Below are 17,232 nucleotides of genomic sequence, written 5' to 3'. Positions count from 1 at the left end.
AATCCTGTAAAACAAGATTCTTTCGTTACTTTCCACCGAACTGCCCAGAGCATGTTTGAAAAAGGCTTTCTGCAGGATGTGTCCTCTTTTCAGTTCGCTTCCAGATACTTTTTATTTCCTGCAATTACCTGCTCCATCACATCCGGACCGGGAGCTCCAAGAGTCATACGTTTCTCCACACAGGTCTTCATGCTGATAGCCTCATAAATATCCTGTTCAAACACAGGACTGATTTCTTTATACTCTTCAAGGGACAGTTCATCCAGGGAAATTCCCTTTTCAATACATTTTAAAACCAACTGCCCAACGATTCCATGCGCATCACGGAAAGGCACGCCATGATTTACCAGGTAATCTGCCGCATCAGTAGCATTGGTAAAGCCATTCTTTGCGCTTGCTTCCATGTTCGCCTTGTTAAACTGCATGGTGGATATCATGCCGGTAAAAAGAGCCAGACAACCTTTCACAGTATCAATAGCATCAAATGTAAGTTCCTTATCCTCCTGCATATCCTTATTGTATGCCAGCGGAATTCCCTTCATGGTAGTAAGAATTGATGTCAGTGCTCCATAAACACGTCCTGTTTTTCCTCTTACCAGCTCAGCAATATCCGGGTTCTTCTTCTGAGGCATAATACTGCTTCCGGTACTGTATGCATCATCGATTTCCACAAAACGGTACTCATTGGAATTCCAGAGAATAATCTCCTCGGAAAAACGGCTGAGATGCATCATAACCGTAGAAAGTGCGGACAACAGTTCAATCACATAATCTCTGTCAGATACAGAGTCCATGCTGTTTCTGGTTGGCTCATCAAAGTCCAGAAGCTGTGCGGTGTATTCTCTGTCCAGCGGATAGGTAGTTCCTGCAAGAGCTCCCGCGCCAAGAGGACAGGTGTTCATTCTCTTGCGGATATCAAACAGACGTCCTCTGTCACGGCGGAACATTTCAAAATATGCTCCCACATGATGCGCCAGCGTAACTGGCTGGGCTTTCTGGAGATGGGTAAAGCCGGGCATATACGTATGCACATTCTCTTCCATGATCTTCTGAAGAGCCTCAAGCAGTGATTTTACTTCCTGGTCAATCTCATCGATCTCATCACGCACATAAAGTTTCATGTCCAGTGCAACCTGGTCATTACGGCTTCTTCCCGTGTGAAGCTTCTTACCCGGATCACCAATACGGTCGATCAGGTTTGCCTCTACAAAACTGTGGATATCCTCATATTCTGATGTGATTGCAAGTCTGCCTGCTTTCACATCTGCCAGGATTCCCTCCAGTCCTTCTAATATCTGATCTCTCTCTTTCTCTGTCAGAATCCCCTGTTTTGCAAGCATCTTTACATGTGCCTTGCTGCCACGGATGTCCTGTTCATAAAATTTCTGGTCAAATGAAATGGATGCATTAAAATTATAAACCAGTTTATCGGTTTCCTTAGTGAAGCGTCCGCCCCAAAGCTGTGCCATAATATTTTCCCTCATTTCCTGCAAAGTTCCACGAATTTTTCAATATTTTTATTCCAAAAGCAAGATGCTTAAGAATTTTACAGAAATACACTTTGAAGTATTATAGGAACCTTACAAATTCTTTCTAACTTTACTACAATCAAGTGCTAGTTTATCACACTTTCTGCTAATTGCAAAGAGTCTTTCATTATGATTTTCGCTATACATTACTGCATCAAACCGTTTTGCAATGCACAAAATTCATGCAAGTGCATGACTCTGCACTATTGTTTGCAAAATATCAGATGGTTTCACTGACAGTCCATGCAGCTCTGTTGTTTCTGCTTTTCCCGCTCCATGCTCTCCCGCTTAGAAAACACACACCCGCAATAATTCTGCCGATACAGCCCATATTCATGGGAAAGTTCTATAGACCGCTTATATCCGTTCTTTTTCTTGAAATCAGACGGAAGATGCTCCACTTTATAGATTTGTGCAAGTTCCTGGCCTATCTCATTGATCTTTCCTGCATTTTTTAAAGGACTGATGGAAAGTGTGGTGGTAAAATAATCATATCCGCCCTCCTGAGCCAGCTTTGCTGCTGCCTCCATTCGAAGCCGATAACATTTGAAACACCGTTCTCCTCCCTCCGGTACATCCTCCAGCCCTTTTGCCATGGCATAAAAATCCTCTGGTCTATACGCGCCTTCCACCAGATCGACTGGATGAAGAAACTCCATCTCGCTGATCAGCCTGCGGATTTCTGCCACCCGCTTCTCATATTCCTCCTTGGGAGAAATATTGGGATTATAAAAAAATACTGTAACAGAAAAAAACCTGGAAAGATATTCCAGGACATAACTGCTGCAGGGCGCACAGCATGCATGAAGAAAAAGTCTGGGAACCTTTCCTTCTTTCTCATGCTGTTCGATTAATTTTTCAAGCTCTTTTTGGTAATTTACATTTGCCAATTCTCTCACCCATTCTTACAATCGTTTCATATCCATTTTCAGAATTCTCTATCAAATCAGAATCCAGCCTTACCTTTCCATGCTGAAGAAGCAGGACAATGGTAGAACCTCCGAATTCAAAATAACCTTTTTCTTCACCCTTTTTCACTTCACAGGCACCAGGTTTCAGATTGGTAATTTTCCCCACCATCATAGCTCCGACTTCCATCATAGCAATGGTTCCAAACTGCTCTGTTTTTAACAGGCAATACTCTCTGGTATTCTCATGATAAATCTGGCATACGTCATTAGCAGCAGGATTTACCGTATGAAAAACACCGGGGATCTTTACATCCGGAGATTTCTCTCCATCTGCCACATAGCAGTAATGGTGATAATCATCGACTGTCAGCCTGAGGATCACTGCATAACCGCCAAGATACCGCTTTGCCAGCTTTTTATTCTTCAGCAGGCGTTCCAGAGTATACAGAGTATCTTTTATATAAAATCTGGAATCACTGCCAATACGGCTCACGGTAACCTTTCCGTCACAAGGACTGACCAGTACGCTGTCATCCGCTGCTACAGGCCGCTGCCCCTCTTTAAGCCTGCGGGTAAAAAAGTCGTTATAGGAAGCAAACTCCTGTCTGGTGCAGCTGGAAAGATCAATGTGATTGCGCTCCACAAATCCAGGAATCATCCTCGCAGAAAGCCTGGTATTCAAAAACCAGCCGCCCAGTCTGGTAACAAAAGGCTGTATTATGATCTTCAGGCAAAGACGTCCGCCCCAGTCATTATACAGATGGCGCAAAAATTTATCCTGTCCGTTCTCCTCTATTGTGATGTTGCCTTTTCTGTCTATATATTTCATAATACCTCCCCTGCATTTGCTATAAAAGTTCCCGATGGCATCCACAAATGAGCCATGCCTGCATGAGCGAATTCATGGATATCGTCTGGCGACAGCCCGGATTACGAATGCAGCCGGCAGCTGCAGGAGCGCAAAAGGCGCCAGACAACTGACTTTCATATATGGTGAATATCCGTTTTATAACAGATGAAACATCATGGAAAGCGCCAGTGCCACAAGGGCAACCAGAAGGATCACCATTGGATTCTGAGGTTTTTTCACCTTAAAATCACTGATAAACAGCACTCCGACTACTAACACTGCCACATGGATCACCAGAAGGAAATTCTTCCCGCATCCTCTTCTCAGCAGATAAAGGAACGGAAGGATGATCGCCATCGAAGTGATTGGCAGACCCTGGTAATAGTGACGAAGCTCGGAGGTCTCGTTCTGTCTCTTCTCTTCCATTACGTTAAAGTAACCCAGACGGATTACAGAAGCTACACAATACAGGCAGAGAATGATCACACCCGGAATATGGTTCATTCCCAGACAATAACAGATCATTGCCGGAAACACACCAAAACATACCACATCACACAGGGAATCGATCTGAATTCCAAATTTCTTCTCATCCTCTGTACGGTTCTTCTTTGTACGGGCGATTTTCCCGTCAAACATATCACAAAGTCCGGACAGTGCCAGACACAAAATTGCAACTTTGAAGTCTCCCTCCAGTGCTCTTGTCATTCCAAATACGGAAACAGCGAGACTGATGTATGTAAGCACCACCGTATAATCATAAAATCCAAGCATATCCTGTTTCTCCTTTTTCAAACGTTCTTCCTTCATTGCAGTTAATTACATCCTTTGTATCTCTTCGTTTTTCCTTCCAATGGTAAGATGTGCCACACAGGTCATAAGTGCACTGATCAGCATCTGTCCGTAATAGGAAATCCCACGGCTGAGCAGCATAGATGGCAGCAAAAGCGGTCCAAATACGGGTACAAACATCACCATATATAATGTCTCGCTGATTCCCATGCCTCCCGGAAGAGGAAGCATATCCACAGATACGGAAATCACCGCCTGTAAAATAGTAACGGTCAGGATTCCATACTCATGGAGTCCCAGGGCGCGGTACACCCAGTAAGTGACCGTGAAAAGAATACACCTCTGCACAAATGTAATGATAAATACATTCAGTATGATCCGCTTATGGCTGGCCCAGAAGGCTGCCGTTGCGTGATACTGGTCCATGGAAGCCTCCAGCTTCTCAAGCCTTGCCTTTTTAGGCTTCAGAATCCGGATATGCTCAATGATCTTCAGACCTTTTACCATGATCCATTTCGCAAGGCCGGGAGCAAATACCAGTATCATCATAAAGGTAACGCAGAACACATTCAGACCCACGCCAAGATAAAACACCCACATATAGTCCCCAAGATAGCCTCTCAGGAAATCACCGCCCAGAAAACAGATCAGAACACCGATCACTACCAGAACTGCCTTGTAGGTGATGGTAACGATCATCAGTATCAGAGTGGTTACCGGAATAGGCAGTTTATCTTTTTTCATGTAAAAGATCTGCATGGGCTGTCCGCCTGATGCAGACGGAGTAATACAGCTGAAAAAAAATCCAACAAAGGAATACAGTGCACAATGAGTCATTTTCACACTGGCTCCAAGTGTTTTCATCATATAAAAAATGATAACCGATTCGCCAAGAATAAAAAATACCACGCACACAAGACTCAGAAGCAGATATCTTCCATCAGCTTCCCTGGCAGTACGGATAATATCCCCGATGTCCTTGCCGCGAAAAACCAAGTACATGGTAAGACCGAAAACGATCACCAGAAATAACAGGTTGAAAACCGTTTGCTTTTTACTCATAATATTATTTTCTTTCTAAAAAAATTGTCGGTACAGGAACCGCGAACTCCGCTTCGCTACACTCTGCACATAGATAAATCACTTCATTATAACACACCCCACCCCAAAAGCATATCATAAATTATACGAAAATGGAGGTTTGATTATGAATCCGCTTCTGGAAGTAAAGGATGTGTGCCTTTCTTACCATAGCTTATCCGGGGAAACGGCTGCCCTTTCTCATATATCTTTTCATCTTATGCCAGAAGAGTTCCTGGCTGTCGTGGGTCCTTCTGGTTGTGGAAAGTCCACTTTGCTGAATCTGATCTGCGGGCTTTTACATGCGGAAAGTGGAACCATTCTTATAAATGGAAAGCCACTGAACAAGGACAGCGCCCGTATTGGCTATATGCTTCAAAAAGACCACCTTCTGGAATGGCGCAGCATCTACCGCAATGTTCTCCTTGGACTGGAAATACAAGGCGAACTCACAAAAGACAATCTTTCCTATGTAGATGAACTGTTAAAGATTTATGAGCTGGACAAATTCCGTGACAGTCGTCCAAGCCAGCTCTCCGGCGGCATGCGGCAGCGGGCGGCACTGATCCGCACGCTTGTATTAAAACCGGATCTTCTGCTTCTCGACGAACCATTCTCCGCACTTGATTACCAAACACGGCTGAACGTAAGTGATGACATTGGAAAAATCCTGAAAAAACAACGAAAACCGGCTATTCTTGTCACTCATGATATTTCCGAAGCCATCAGCATGGCAGACCGGGTACTGATTCTTTCAAAGCGTCCTGCCACTGTAATAAAGATCGTTCCCATTGATCTGGATATGAAAGACCGTACGCCCCTTTCTTCGAGAAATGCCCCGGCTTTCAAATCCTACTTTAATCTGATCTGGAAGGAGTTGAATCAGAATGCATGAACCTTCCCCCGCTCAAAAAGCATATCTTGCCCGTCAGAAAAGGGACCGTCGCCTTGTTGTAAGCGCAAGGCTTCTGGTCTTTCTTATTTTTCTGGCACAATGGGAAATCCTGGCAAGGGCTGGCTGGATCGACTCTTTCATCTTCAGCAGCCCCTCCATGATCTTCAAAACCTTTGTGGAGATGGCCCAAAACCACTCGCTGTTCATCCACATTGGCGCCACCCTGAAAGAAACTCTTCTTAGTTTCCTCTTCGTAGTAGTCCTGGGTCTTGGCATTTCCATTCTGCTGTGGGGATGCCCCAGACTTGCAAAAGTACTGGAGCCTTATCTGGTAGTGCTGAACAGCCTTCCTAAGTCTGCCCTGGCCCCCCTTCTCATTGTATGGCTGGGTGCCCGTCAGCGGACCATCATTGTTGCAGGTATGTCTGTGGCAATTTTTGGATCGATTCTGAACCTGTATACAGGCTTCGGGGAGATCAGCCAGGAAAAGCTGAAGCTGATCCGCACACTTGGAGGCGGTAAAAAAGACGAACTTTTAAAAATTGTTTTGCCCTCCTCCGTGCCCCTTATTCTTGCAAATATGAAAGTAAATATCGGTCTTTGCCTGGTAGGGGTGATCATAGGCGAATTCATCGGTGCAAGACAGGGGCTTGGCTACCTGATCATATATGGCAGTCAGACATTCCAGTGAGTACGCATTCTGACAGTTTCCACAAAATGCTGTCCTCTTCTCTTTCCAATTTTCTATAACGAAGTGCAGTCCCGTATTTCTTCAAAAAAAAAATTTAATTTTATTTTTCAAAGCCACTCTTTCCGACAGTCAAAGGCAATCCTCTCCGCTCCTCTTTCCAGATGGATCACACCGCATTCCCTGAAACCAAATTTCTTCAAAGCGCCCTGCATGGGCTTGTTGTCCTCATGGGTATCAATGCGCACATATCCACTTCTCTCCAACCCATAAGAAAAAGCAGCCCTGGTCACACCCTTTGCCACTCCATTGGAAGCAACTCTGTGAATCACACCGTAGGGCTCCCTGTCACTGTGCCATTCACCATTTTCGATCACACGGTAAGTAGGATCTTCTCCTGTAAAAAATACAAATGTTCCCACAATTTCCCCATTTTCCACGCATACATGGGAAATTCCTGTTTTTATATCATTTTCTACCGTGGAAACTTCCGGGTAGCGATCCTCCCACTGGTTTGGATTGCCGTTGTTTTTCATAAATTCCCTGGCAATTTTATATAAGTTCAGTATCTGTGGCAGATCCTGAAGTGTAGATTTTCTGATGTTCATAATCCTGTTCCTTTCTGCCTGTTCGGACAAAATATACCGCACAGCAAGACGTGCAGATTGCGGGAATGATTTTTCAAACAGGCTCTAAGTAATGTCTGTAACTGCAGACATGACGGGCAGTTACGATTTTTTCAGTATAGCATATCAAAGGTCTCTGCCGCAATAATGCATTTTCCCTGTTTCTTTACCACTTTCAGATGATCCGGATAAATCAGGATTTTCTCCACCATTTTTAACTCACATAATACGCAGGCCTTTAGAACCACATGATGTTCTTTTAAAAACTGCTCTGTCTCCCGAAGCCTTTTTTCCACTTCTTCCTGTTCCTCTGCCAGAAAATCCCTGTTCTTCTGCCTGCACGTTCTGCTGCCGGTGTTGTTCTTTAATTTATTTTGCAGTTCCCTCTCCTTGAGCTGGTAAAGAGATTCTTCCACCAGGCCTTCCAGATATTTGTCCAGCAAAAGCTGTTGCTGGTATTTAATCTTTTTTTCCAGCTGTTCGTGCTTTTCCAAATTCTTCTTTTGGTTTTCTTCCAGACTTTCCTTCAAAAGCTGCATGAAAAGATCCGTAATCTCCCTTTCCTGATCTGGCAGGATTTCTTTTCCTCCGGACCTTTCCAGAAGAAGAAACAACTTTTCCTCTTCCAGATGGATATTGGCACAGCCGCCTGGCTTTTCCTCCTTTTTTCTCCCCTGTTCCAGATAAATTTTGCATTTCCATTCATGGATTTTATAGTTTTTTCTCTTTCTTGTTGTCCGGTAAAAAGGAGCCCCGCACAAACCACAGACCAATTTTCCGCTAAACACATGCTTTCCCGGATTTACTCCAAAGCACCTGGCCGTTCTCTCCTGATTTCCGACAGGTTTCTTTCTTTTGTCGATTTCTTCATTGGCAGCCTTCCACAGTTCTTCTGACACAATTGCCGGAATCCGGTTTTCATAAATATAAAACTGTTCCTGTGGATTTTTTATCACCTGCCTGGTATCAAAATCATAATGCTTCCGGTTCATGACCACAGTGCCTTTATTGACAGGATTTCGGATCATGCGGCGAATATCAGAATCGGTAAAAAAGCTTCCATTTCGTTTCTGCACACCATCCTCCCGCAGGATCCGGGCGATACATCTGCTGCCAAGACCTCCTGCACAAAGCTCATACATTTTTCTTTTCACCTGCGCTTCTTCCTCTATGATCGCCAGGCTTTTATCTGGCAGCTTCCGATATCCATAGGTATTGGAAGTAAGCATCAGGGCACTTCCAATCTTTTGCCGGTTCCGGTGGGCGTTATTGATCTTACGGCTTAATTCCCGGCTGTATTCCTCTGCCAGAATTGCCTTGATTCCAGTGATCAGACTGTCATCGGCACTGTAAAAACGGTTTTCCAGATAGAGATACAGTCGTTTGCCACAAGTCACAAGCCGATCCACAAAAACATACCAATCCTTTGTGTTTCGCATCAGTCTGTCCTGGGATTTTATCACCACAATCTCAAATTTATCTCTAAGAAGGTCAGAAAAAAGCCGCTGGTACTGTTCCCGTCCCCGGGTGCTGGTGCCGGACCTGCTTTCTATATATTCATCCTCTAAGGACCAGTTCAGGCGGCGGACGCATTCTCTTGCCTCCGCCGCCTGTCTGATAAGCGCATCCTTCTGGCACTCCTCTTCTGTACTGCACCGGCAGTAGATCACCGCCCTGGTCATAAAGTGCCACCGTATTTTTCTATTTTTTCCTTCAAAACCAACAATTCAGCTGAGGTAATCCATTTTTCCTCTGCAAGAATATCTGCGATTTTCTTTAATAATTCCTTTTTCTCTGACAATTTTAAATTTTCCTGATTTTTCCGGTTGGTAACAGACCGTGGAAAAACGGATGTGCACTGCTCTTCTTGCTCCCAATTTAAGGATTCCGCCAGACTCATACTATCAACTCCGGTTTTCATGCCTTATGGTATAATATGCAGTTCTTCCTGTCTCTGCCGTAATTTTTTTCTATCTTCCAGGCGGATTGTCCAGCATATGCCACTCCCACTCCGGATCAATAACGGCATCCGCACTTTCCATAACTGCACAATCCTTATCACAGCCATCCACTGCACAGGAACAGGCCATACCCGCTTTCTCAAAATGCCCTGGCACACCTTCATAACGCACGCACCATAATCCACGGTAGTGCATCCGTTTACACAGGCCATATTCATACTCGTATTTCACTATTTTTTCTGACATTTCTCTACCTCTTCCAACTTTTTATTACCGGTTCTTCCGAAAGCAAAGGGACCGAAAGCCACTCTATTTTTCCTTCTGCCATAGTATATTTCTGCCATTCTGATAAGCACATTCCATTGCCAGCCTTACGCCAGGCTTTTCTGTCATGGGATCTTCAATTCCCACAGACAGAGCATATCCCTCCTTCAAAAGTGCCGGAATATCCCGGGTTTCAAATACAGTCCGAGTAATAAGCTGTGTATCTGGTAAAACAGAAGAAAGAAGCATATTGATTTCAGTCTTCTCCACTGTATTTCCAGAGGGATCCTCCAGATACAGATATACCGGCCATTTTTTGTAAAGCGGAGCAACGCCGTCATTATTCCAGGTCAGGCACAGGCAATCTTCCTGCCCCTCCCTTTTCCAGGCAGCTTCTGAGATCCACAGGCGGTACCCCATATTCAAAAGCACTTTGTCATAGCCATCTTTATACTGACTGTCTGCATATTTCGGACCTAAAAATGTAGTGTGAGACTTCCGGACCAATTCTACAGTCTGTTCCAGATCTGTCACCAGCATCTGTTCCATGGAAACAGAGCTGGTAAATTCACCGCCCGATGGAGCTGTCTTCCAGAAGTCTGGCATACTGCCAAGCGCATCTTTCTCCTCTGCCTGTCCATAATCTCCACCTTCCTGAATCCAGGTCAGCCATTCTTCTGTGGACTCTTTATGCCCGGTCATATCATTATAAAGCCCCATTCCATAAGCTTCTGCAATATGAAAAGGTCTTCTCATAAGCATGTTTACGCCGGGAAAAGCTTCCAGCCAGGGCATAATATACTGGTTTCTTACAGCTTCCTCAGGGATTCTCGTAATCCCATCGCTGTAATTTACATGCCACTCTCCCCAATGTCCAAGACTTCCCAGCTCAATATAACTGATCAGCCCGTCTTTTCCAAAATGCTCTCCAAGGGCTTTGATTGCCTTCTCATGCTCTTCTATAAAAACCTTATTGTTGTAATCCGGTGAATATCCTTTTCCATATTCACCGTCATACCAGGTTCCGTCTTCCCCCGTCTTCTCATACAGCCACCGGGGGATATCCATATGTTTCTCATCACCTGGAATGTCACAGACAAAACGAAGGATCAGATGCTTTCCTTCTTTTTTCCACCTGTTTATCTGGTTTTCCTCTTCTATGGAATCCCAGGCATACACCCCTTCTTCCGGCTCTAATTCTGCCCAGGTAATGTCCATATACAAAAGCGAAATATCCTCTGACACATTCTCATACCAGGCACTTGGTGCATATCCCATAAGCGGATTTCCAAAAATCTCCTGGGATTTCTGAAACTGCTTTTTGTTTCCATTTCCGGAAGACCACCATTGATAACCTGCGCCAGCTGCCAGAATGACTATCAGAATCAGCAACATTGCTGCCAGAATCTTTTTCATCCGTGATATTCCCCATTATACTGAATCAGAGTGACATCTTCTACATCTTCAATGCTGCGGATTTTTTCCATAAAATCCATGTCATTTTGTCGGCAGTACAATTCCACTGCCATCTCTGTTTTTTCTTTGCGCATGGTCTTGGATTTGACAAAATACTTTCTTTTTCCAAAGCAGCGGATTACCTCATCCCCTGCCTGGTCTCCTGTATAGCGGATCACTGCAATATAGATTTTTCCTCTCTGCTGTTTGTGATAAAACAATACAATCATCAGGATCATAATCGCAGCCGCCAAAAGCGCCAGGACATACATTCCCGCTCCAGCCGTAATTCCTGTGGTGATTGCCCAAAACAAATACAAAAGATCCATAGGATCCTTAATTGCTGTACGAAAACGGACAATGGACAACGCTCCTACCATACCAAGTGAAATTACCACATTGGTACTGATAGCCAAGGTTACCATACAGGTAAGCACTGTCATTCCAACCAGAGTAACAGCAAATGTTCTTGAAAAAACAACTCCTGCGTAAAACTTCCGGTATACCAGATAGATCAGCGCCCCTAACAGCAGAGCCGCCGCAAGAGCTGTGAGAATCCCCGGAACATCATAATTGGTAAACGCTCCGGATTCCAGAACTGATTTTTTGATCATGTCCTTTACACTCATAAAAAATTCCTCCACTTATCTCTTTGTGCTTTTTTGTAATTATTCAGAAGGCAGTATTTTGCAAGATATTTTTTGTGAACATAGTTCACAGTTATACGTTTTCTTTTTATGTCTCATACCAGTACTCGAATCCATTCATATACCTGGTTTTCTCATAACAGAGTACATATTTGGAAACTGCTGTAAATTCCGCTGCTGGCGGTGGCAGAACATCGCGTAAAAGCTGGGGAAGCATTTCTGTAAACTTCACTTCCAGAATCAGTTTTCCAGGTTCCAGCACAGACAAAGCAGGCAATCCAGTATCAAAAATATCATAACTGCCAATAGCCGCTCTCACATCTGAATCAAAGGTGATCCTTACCGTTCCGGCATCCAGGATCCAGGGAATCCGTTCGTAATCCACAATGGTCCTTGGCCGCATCATATTGCAGGTACATTCTATGTAAAATTCCCGGCATAGAGAGTGGGGACTGTACAAAAGGAACGCATAGTCCCCCTTCAGGATTTTCTCCACCTCTTCTCTTGTAAGCGGTGCACTCTCTTTGTAAATATAACTTCCAAACTTCTTTTTCCGCTCCAGTTTGATAAATTTGTCATTATTGTTATAAATCCGGATCCTGTATTTTTTTCGCATCAGTACCCCGGCTTCCTTTTCCGCGTATGCACTGTTCCAGTAATCCTCAAAATACAGACTGCGGATATAATATCCCCCTTCCCCGGCATGGGGATCCGGCTGTAGAAATGGCTTCAGCCTGAGCATAAGCATTTCTTTTTCACTGGTACTGATCAGATACTTCCATTCATTTCGAAATGCTTCCCTGCTTTTATTCCTCATAAATATCTTCCTCGATCTGACCATCTTCCGTTACATAGATGCACCTCATGCCATACTGCTTTCCTTCATCTGTAACATAATAGTCAAAAGCATCCTGTGTTTTTCCCTTTTCATTGGTTGCACGCACACGGATAAAATACTGTCCTGCTTCCGGAAGCTCCAGCTCCGTTTCCGGGATCAGAAGACCATCCTGTGTATAGATCACATCCTGAAAAAGATAATCCTTTGCTATCTCTACAGAATAAGTAATATCCTCCGCGTCAAAGGAATAGGAATTATCCCAGTTTATTTTCATTTTATTTCCCTCTGCAACAGGAACACCAATAAAAAACGGCATAGGCTTACTAAGACTTTCTACATAGAGCTGATAATTTTTTTCTATTTCTTCCGGAAGTGATGCAGCAAGCTCATCATATTGTTCACTGGTAAGAGGTGCATAAAACACATCCGGCATCTCATAAATATACGGCTTCACCACAGTCTTGTATTTTTCAATCATAGTGCCCAGTCTCTCTTCACTGAGATATTCTTTCAGATCCAGAATGGCCTCATCCAGCTTTTCCCGGAAACGCTCTGATTTCAGACATCTCTGGAACAGTACATTTCCCCAATAGTTACTAACGCCGGATTCCCAGCTTTTCTGATCACTAAAACCGGTTATCTTATATTCAGGTCTCATCAGACTGCCATCATTATCCCAGGGAATAAAATACCAGGTATCTGAATTTAATGGACTATATAAATACACGTTTCGGCTCTGGGTATCCACATTTCCCATCAAAATCTGAAATCCCATCCAATATGTAATATTTTCCTCATCAAAGTATTCTTCCAGAACCGTATCAATTGGAATACTGTAGTCATTTACTGCTTCAAGCATCTGAATCAGTTTCCTATGCTCGGTACTTCCCTTTATCTCCAGCAATTTTTCAAAAGCAGCACTGTCGTAGGATGGATCATCCTGGAGTTTTATCACATCTTCATATCTGTAAAATTCAAAAGAATTAATTTTATAAAGCTGTCCATTGGAATCCAGTCCATGATTCTTCAATCCAGTCTTATTCAGCTGCTCTACCTGGGTATACAAGCCATAGTCCTCAAATTTCGCGTCAGCAGAACCATCTGTAGTATCTTTTACATACAGATGGACGAACTGTGTTCTCAGACTGATCAGCTGGGGAATGCCCTTCAGCAGGTCATAGGCAAGCTTGTTTCGAAACCGCATTCCTTCTGTCATATGCTTGTTCAAATTAATGGTTCTCTGCCCGCGCCAGGTTCCTTTATTTTTCTTCAGCTCAATCTTATAGTTTTTCTGGGCATTCCGGCTTGAAGTCTGCCCACGGATCTGTACCGTGGCATTGGGAATATTCTCCCCATATCCTACCATTCCCTCTGTCGGACCATTCTCATTCCCTATCTGTAAAAGTGCAGCCGCCTGATATCTGTCTACTCCCATCTCTTCATAATCATAGACAGAATAACTATTGATTTCTTCCCATGTATGATCTGTATTTTCTGAAGAATTCCCCTTTGAAACAGTGAGGTACATGGTAACCACGCTGGTATCGTCATCGTTTTCATAAAGACTGTCCTTATCTCTTAAATGAACCTGGTCAATATCCCGGGATTCTGCTTTTTTTATCTCCTGTGACGTTTCGGATGCTGTCGGTTCTTCTGTATCTGTGCTCTCATTTTTTTCTTCCGGCACTACATCTCCATTCCCTATACAGCCTGCGAATAAAGACATGGTCATACTTCCGGCAAGAATACATGCAAGTTTTCTATATTTTTTCACTATTCTGACTCCTTTCCAGTTTTTTGCTGAGGAAAAAACCAAGTCTGGAAAACTTTCCTCTTCTTTCCCTGGCCACCACAGGCTGTACACTCAAAATATAATAGGGCAGCCTCTTTGTGTAATAGTCCAGACGAAAGGCTGCAATCAGAAAAAACACTGCGCTGCCTGTGAGAAACCCGAAACCATAATATACTCTTGGAAAAAACAGGGATATTACTGTAAACAGCACAGTTCCTCCTGCAAAACATCCAGAGGCCGCCAGCGCTCCTTTGTAATCTGTAAAATATAAAAGCAACAGAAGCATGGTATTTGCCACCGCATAAATGCCATATCCCACACAGAGGGTTCTGAAATACCCTTCCATAAGATCGTTAAATCCAAGCGGCACATACTCCAGGAGCAGTCCGCCAAGAGAAATAGCAAGTGCTGTAGCAAGGAGCTGCTTCAAGGCCGTGTATTTCAATTCCACATTCAATACCTTTAACATTTCCTCACCTGCCTGGGTAATATCTCCTACAGCACCTTTATCATTAAATAAACTGTAGTAGTTTTTATATTTCGGATAAAAATTCACCTCCACAGAAACCACAAAGTTTACTGTTGTTACCAAAATCGTAAGAAATGCCACAAGAGCTGGCACATCATGGTAGGGTGCACCAACAAACAGTCCCTGCACCTGTACCTGAAGCGGTCCGACCCACATGATCACCAAATGGGCAAACAGTCCAATATTGATAAAAAAACCGGTAAATGCTAGAGGCAGAAACTGATCCACCCATCTTAGGAAAAGGAAGGCACCCTTTTCCCCTTGTGGAAAATACTGATACAAAAGGATCACATCCCACAAAAGCATCACTCCGTATCCCACAGCCACTGCAATCAGAAGAGCTTCCACATGGGGAATTCCCAGCATCAGCAATACCCAGCCGGATATAAATGTGATCACAATAGCAGCTGTAAATGACAGCATGATTCCTCTGTAATCTTTTATTGCAGTGAGATAACTCATTGCATTCCAGGTAACGGTCAGCTCTCCAAAAAGCCACAGACACAGCAATCCGTCCAGAAGTCCTGCTCCGGAAAAGATAAGGAAAATTCCATACAGGATCCCGCCGGCCACCAGCATGATCCCTGTAGAGCCCCAGAAAGAAGGCAATACCATATCGTATTTTTCTTCGTACAGCATATCCGCAATAAACCTGGTAACTACCATAGACAAAAAACTGGTAACTGTCAGGGAAAACAAAAGGGTATACGTGATCATACACACCAGAAGTTCCCGGCTGTGTCTGCTGCCTCCTGTTTTATCACAAAGATACATAACGCCAAGAAGCAATACAATTCCAAGAAGCATCGGACCGGTACATACGACTCCCGCATATCCGTAAGCTCTGAAGGAAGCAAAAAGTCCCTGTCTGTTAAACAGTTTTTTTAGTTCAAATCCGATTCCAGCCATTCTTTTGTATCACCTCCTCATAAAGCTCCCGGTACAGACGGATCATGCGTTCCTGTCTGTAATAAGCCTTTACCCGCGCCTGTCCGTTTTTCCCCATACGAAGCCGCCTGCTTCTGGATTCACACATTTTCTCCATGGCAAGAGCCAGTCCGTCACGGTACATAGGTGCCACATAATAACCTGCCTTTCCATACACATCCTCTTCCTTTCCCTCCAGAAGTTCCCGACAGCAGCCTACATCTGTGGTAACACAGGGACGTCTTGCAGCAAAGGATTCCAGCACAGACAGGGGTTGTCCTTCTGAAATGCTGGTAAGGATGGTAAAATCCAGTTTCTCCATATATTTTACAATGTCCACACGCCCTGTAAATATAATGTTTTCCAGCTTCAGCTGTTTCACCAGCTCGTAACACTCCTGTGCATATTCTTCATCATCGACTCCTCCCATAATGTGAAGGCGTACATTTTTTACATGTGCAGACAGTTCAAAAAAAGCGTAGATCATGGTCTTGATATCTTTGATAGGAGCAAGCCTTACTACTGCTCCAATATCTACCCAGCCATCCTCTTCTTTCAAAGGGATTCCGGACAACCTGTCATAGTCGATCCCATTTTCAATAACCCGGCACTTCCCAGGTGCACAGCCCATCTGAATCTGAGTGCGCATTGCATTTGTAAAAAGACAGGTCACACGAAATGCCCTCTGATAGATCATATCTGACAGCATATAAAAGAAAGCGATCCACTGTTTCTTAAAGGATGGAACCACCCACTTGGCACGGATAATCTCCTCCTCTCTTTCCCTTGTATAAATTCCATGTTCTGTAAGAAGAACATCCTTTTTGTACACATAGCCGCCCAGACAGGCCAGAAGTCCGCCGTACCCGGTACATATGGCATGATACACATCCGCCTCTGGCACTTCACTTCCCATAAGATACAGAACAGGAAGGAGCATGGAACGCATGGTGTGAAAGGCATCTGCAAAAGCAATATACGGATACTGTTCCTTACAGATTTTTATAAGAAGCTCCAGGAAAGTCTCACTTTTCAAAAAAGCCATAGGGTTTAAATGTTTATCATGATACAAGGAAAACAACGTCTCCCAGTCCGGTCTCCTCATCTGCATCAGCTCGCTCAGACTTTCTAGTTCTTTTTCGGAAAAAATATGGGACATTTTCCCCTTTTCTTTCACCTGGAGAGCATCATCCAGAAAAACCTCATGAACCTCCACAACATTCTCTGGAAGTTCATAGACAAATTTTCCTCTTTTTTCTGCATTTGCCCCAATAACCCAGAGCACAAATTCATGCTCCTGCATCTGATTGATATACTGGTGCATCCATGTGGAAACACCGCCGAACACATAAGGATAACACCCTTCCAAAACCAGACAGATTCTCACTGTTTTCTCCTTTTATCTGCATTTTCAATACATATATTTATGTTACCAATAGCAAAAGACC

At 43.8% G+C, this 17,232-nt stretch carries 18 protein-coding genes; 2 read left to right on the top strand and 16 right to left on the bottom strand.

Annotated features, from left to right (window positions below; translation table 11 throughout):
* Positions 1–89 precede the first annotated feature (89 nt).
* The 5 genes from argH to ACESTK_RS15920 all read right to left on the bottom strand — a co-directional run bounded on the left by argH (position 90) and on the right by ACESTK_RS15920 (position 5,144).
* Positions 90–1,469, bottom strand: coding sequence for an argininosuccinate lyase (argH, locus tag ACESTK_RS15940; protein WP_118581414.1), 1,380 nt, complete (start codon positions 1,467–1,469; stop codon positions 90–92).
* Between the two features lie 290 nt (positions 1,470–1,759).
* On the bottom strand, positions 1,760–2,419 hold the full coding sequence (locus tag ACESTK_RS15935; RefSeq protein WP_173716235.1) for an epoxyqueuosine reductase QueH: 660 nt from the start codon (positions 2,417–2,419) through the stop codon (positions 1,760–1,762).
* Complete coding sequence (locus ACESTK_RS15930; protein ID WP_373120221.1) at positions 2,388–3,269, bottom strand: phosphatidylserine decarboxylase; 882 nt, start codon at positions 3,267–3,269, stop codon at positions 2,388–2,390. Before ACESTK_RS15930 ends, ACESTK_RS15935 begins: the two co-directional genes overlap by 32 nt.
* 177 nt (positions 3,270–3,446) lie before the next feature.
* Positions 3,447–4,100, bottom strand: a complete 654-nt coding sequence (locus tag ACESTK_RS15925) for a CDP-alcohol phosphatidyltransferase family protein (protein ID WP_330602409.1) — start codon at positions 4,098–4,100, stop codon at positions 3,447–3,449.
* Positions 4,101–4,109: 9 nt separating this feature from the next.
* Positions 4,110–5,144 carry a YbhN family protein gene (locus tag ACESTK_RS15920; protein ID WP_373120219.1) on the bottom strand — a complete coding sequence of 345 codons (1,035 nt, stop codon included), beginning with the start codon at positions 5,142–5,144 and terminating at the stop codon, positions 4,110–4,112.
* A 145-nt stretch (positions 5,145–5,289) separates the two neighbouring features.
* Here ACESTK_RS15920 and ACESTK_RS15915 point away from each other — a divergent pair, with 145 nt between their 5' ends.
* The gene (locus ACESTK_RS15915; RefSeq protein WP_270431806.1) at positions 5,290–6,057 is read left to right on the top strand and encodes an ABC transporter ATP-binding protein; all 768 of its coding nucleotides are present in this window, start codon (positions 5,290–5,292) and stop codon (positions 6,055–6,057) included.
* The gene (locus ACESTK_RS15910; RefSeq protein WP_373120218.1) at positions 6,050–6,748 is read left to right on the top strand and encodes an ABC transporter permease; all 699 of its coding nucleotides are present in this window, start codon (positions 6,050–6,052) and stop codon (positions 6,746–6,748) included. Before ACESTK_RS15915 ends, ACESTK_RS15910 begins: the two co-directional genes overlap by 8 nt.
* 107 nt (positions 6,749–6,855) lie before the next feature.
* On the opposite strand, the gene ACESTK_RS15905 is transcribed toward ACESTK_RS15910, so the two are convergent.
* From ACESTK_RS15905 to pelF, 11 genes are all read right to left on the bottom strand, one after another.
* Positions 6,856–7,353, bottom strand: coding sequence for a GNAT family N-acetyltransferase (locus tag ACESTK_RS15905; protein ID WP_373120217.1), 498 nt, complete (start codon positions 7,351–7,353; stop codon positions 6,856–6,858).
* Positions 7,350–7,430, bottom strand: a complete 81-nt coding sequence (locus ACESTK_RS15900) for a DUF6783 domain-containing protein (protein WP_373120234.1) — start codon at positions 7,428–7,430, stop codon at positions 7,350–7,352. The genes ACESTK_RS15905 and ACESTK_RS15900 overlap by 4 nt, the downstream gene beginning before the upstream one ends.
* Positions 7,431–7,484: 54 nt before the next feature.
* Positions 7,485–9,053 (bottom strand): recombinase family protein, encoded by a 1,569-nt coding sequence (locus ACESTK_RS15895; protein WP_373120216.1) that lies wholly within the window; start codon positions 9,051–9,053, stop codon positions 7,485–7,487.
* Positions 9,050–9,172 carry a hypothetical protein gene (locus ACESTK_RS15890; protein ID WP_255610631.1) on the bottom strand — a complete coding sequence of 41 codons (123 nt, stop codon included), beginning with the start codon at positions 9,170–9,172 and terminating at the stop codon, positions 9,050–9,052. Before ACESTK_RS15890 ends, ACESTK_RS15895 begins: the two co-directional genes overlap by 4 nt.
* 169 nt (positions 9,173–9,341) lie before the next feature.
* A complete protein-coding gene (locus ACESTK_RS15885) occupies positions 9,342–9,578 on the bottom strand; it encodes a hypothetical protein (RefSeq protein WP_118581393.1) in 237 nt (78 codons plus the stop codon).
* Positions 9,579–9,641: 63 nt separating this feature from the next.
* The gene (locus ACESTK_RS15880) at positions 9,642–11,012 is read right to left on the bottom strand and encodes a DUF4832 domain-containing protein (RefSeq protein ID WP_148462252.1); all 1,371 of its coding nucleotides are present in this window, start codon (positions 11,010–11,012) and stop codon (positions 9,642–9,644) included.
* Positions 11,009–11,680 carry a DUF4956 domain-containing protein gene (locus tag ACESTK_RS15875; RefSeq protein WP_373120215.1) on the bottom strand — a complete coding sequence of 224 codons (672 nt, stop codon included), beginning with the start codon at positions 11,678–11,680 and terminating at the stop codon, positions 11,009–11,011. Before ACESTK_RS15875 ends, ACESTK_RS15880 begins: the two co-directional genes overlap by 4 nt.
* A gap of 106 nt (positions 11,681–11,786) precedes the next feature.
* Positions 11,787–12,515, bottom strand: coding sequence for a VTC domain-containing protein (locus ACESTK_RS15870; RefSeq protein WP_178090631.1), 729 nt, complete (start codon positions 12,513–12,515; stop codon positions 11,787–11,789).
* Positions 12,505–14,310 (bottom strand): CotH kinase family protein, encoded by a 1,806-nt coding sequence (locus ACESTK_RS15865; protein WP_373120214.1) that lies wholly within the window; start codon positions 14,308–14,310, stop codon positions 12,505–12,507. Before ACESTK_RS15865 ends, ACESTK_RS15870 begins: the two co-directional genes overlap by 11 nt.
* Positions 14,297–15,766, bottom strand: a complete 1,470-nt coding sequence (gene pelG, locus ACESTK_RS15860) for an exopolysaccharide Pel transporter PelG (RefSeq protein ID WP_373120213.1) — start codon at positions 15,764–15,766, stop codon at positions 14,297–14,299. Before pelG ends, ACESTK_RS15865 begins: the two co-directional genes overlap by 14 nt.
* Complete coding sequence (gene pelF, locus ACESTK_RS15855) at positions 15,747–17,171, bottom strand: GT4 family glycosyltransferase PelF (protein WP_195992172.1); 1,425 nt, start codon at positions 17,169–17,171, stop codon at positions 15,747–15,749. Before pelF ends, pelG begins: the two co-directional genes overlap by 20 nt.
* Between the last annotated feature and the right edge of the window lie 61 nt (positions 17,172–17,232).

This window comes from Ruminococcus sp. Marseille-P328 (assembly GCF_964249465.1).
GTDB classification, from domain to species: Bacteria; Bacillota; Clostridia; order Lachnospirales; family Lachnospiraceae; genus Blautia_A; species Blautia_A faecis.
Note: the sequence above shows the minus strand (reverse complement) of the source record. Positions and strands in the feature narration are given on the sequence as shown.

What these genes read in the sequence shown, in the direction of transcription:
- argH (WP_118581414.1), bottom strand. Translation starts at nt 1,469, where the DNA reads ATGGCACAGCTTTGGGGCGGACGCTTCACTAAGGAAACCGATAAACTG.
- ACESTK_RS15905 (WP_373120217.1), bottom strand. Translation starts at nt 7,353, where the DNA reads ATGAACATCAGAAAATCTACACTTCAGGATCTGCCACAGATACTGAAC.
- ACESTK_RS15915 (WP_270431806.1), top strand. Translation starts at nt 5,290, where the DNA reads ATGAATCCGCTTCTGGAAGTAAAGGATGTGTGCCTTTCTTACCATAGC.
- ACESTK_RS15895 (WP_373120216.1), bottom strand. Translation starts at nt 9,053, where the DNA reads ATGACCAGGGCGGTGATCTACTGCCGGTGCAGTACAGAAGAGGAGTGC.
- ACESTK_RS15885 (WP_118581393.1), bottom strand. Translation starts at nt 9,578, where the DNA reads ATGTCAGAAAAAATAGTGAAATACGAGTATGAATATGGCCTGTGTAAA.
- pelG (WP_373120213.1), bottom strand. Translation starts at nt 15,766, where the DNA reads ATGGCTGGAATCGGATTTGAACTAAAAAAACTGTTTAACAGACAGGGA.
- ACESTK_RS15930 (WP_373120221.1), bottom strand. Translation starts at nt 3,269, where the DNA reads ATGAAATATATAGACAGAAAAGGCAACATCACAATAGAGGAGAACGGA.
- ACESTK_RS15925 (WP_330602409.1), bottom strand. Translation starts at nt 4,100, where the DNA reads ATGAAGGAAGAACGTTTGAAAAAGGAGAAACAGGATATGCTTGGATTT.
- ACESTK_RS15870 (WP_178090631.1), bottom strand. Translation starts at nt 12,515, where the DNA reads ATGAGGAATAAAAGCAGGGAAGCATTTCGAAATGAATGGAAGTATCTG.
- ACESTK_RS15875 (WP_373120215.1), bottom strand. Translation starts at nt 11,680, where the DNA reads ATGAGTGTAAAGGACATGATCAAAAAATCAGTTCTGGAATCCGGAGCG.
- ACESTK_RS15880 (WP_148462252.1), bottom strand. Translation starts at nt 11,012, where the DNA reads ATGAAAAAGATTCTGGCAGCAATGTTGCTGATTCTGATAGTCATTCTG.
- ACESTK_RS15910 (WP_373120218.1), top strand. Translation starts at nt 6,050, where the DNA reads ATGCATGAACCTTCCCCCGCTCAAAAAGCATATCTTGCCCGTCAGAAA.
- ACESTK_RS15920 (WP_373120219.1), bottom strand. Translation starts at nt 5,144, where the DNA reads ATGAGTAAAAAGCAAACGGTTTTCAACCTGTTATTTCTGGTGATCGTT.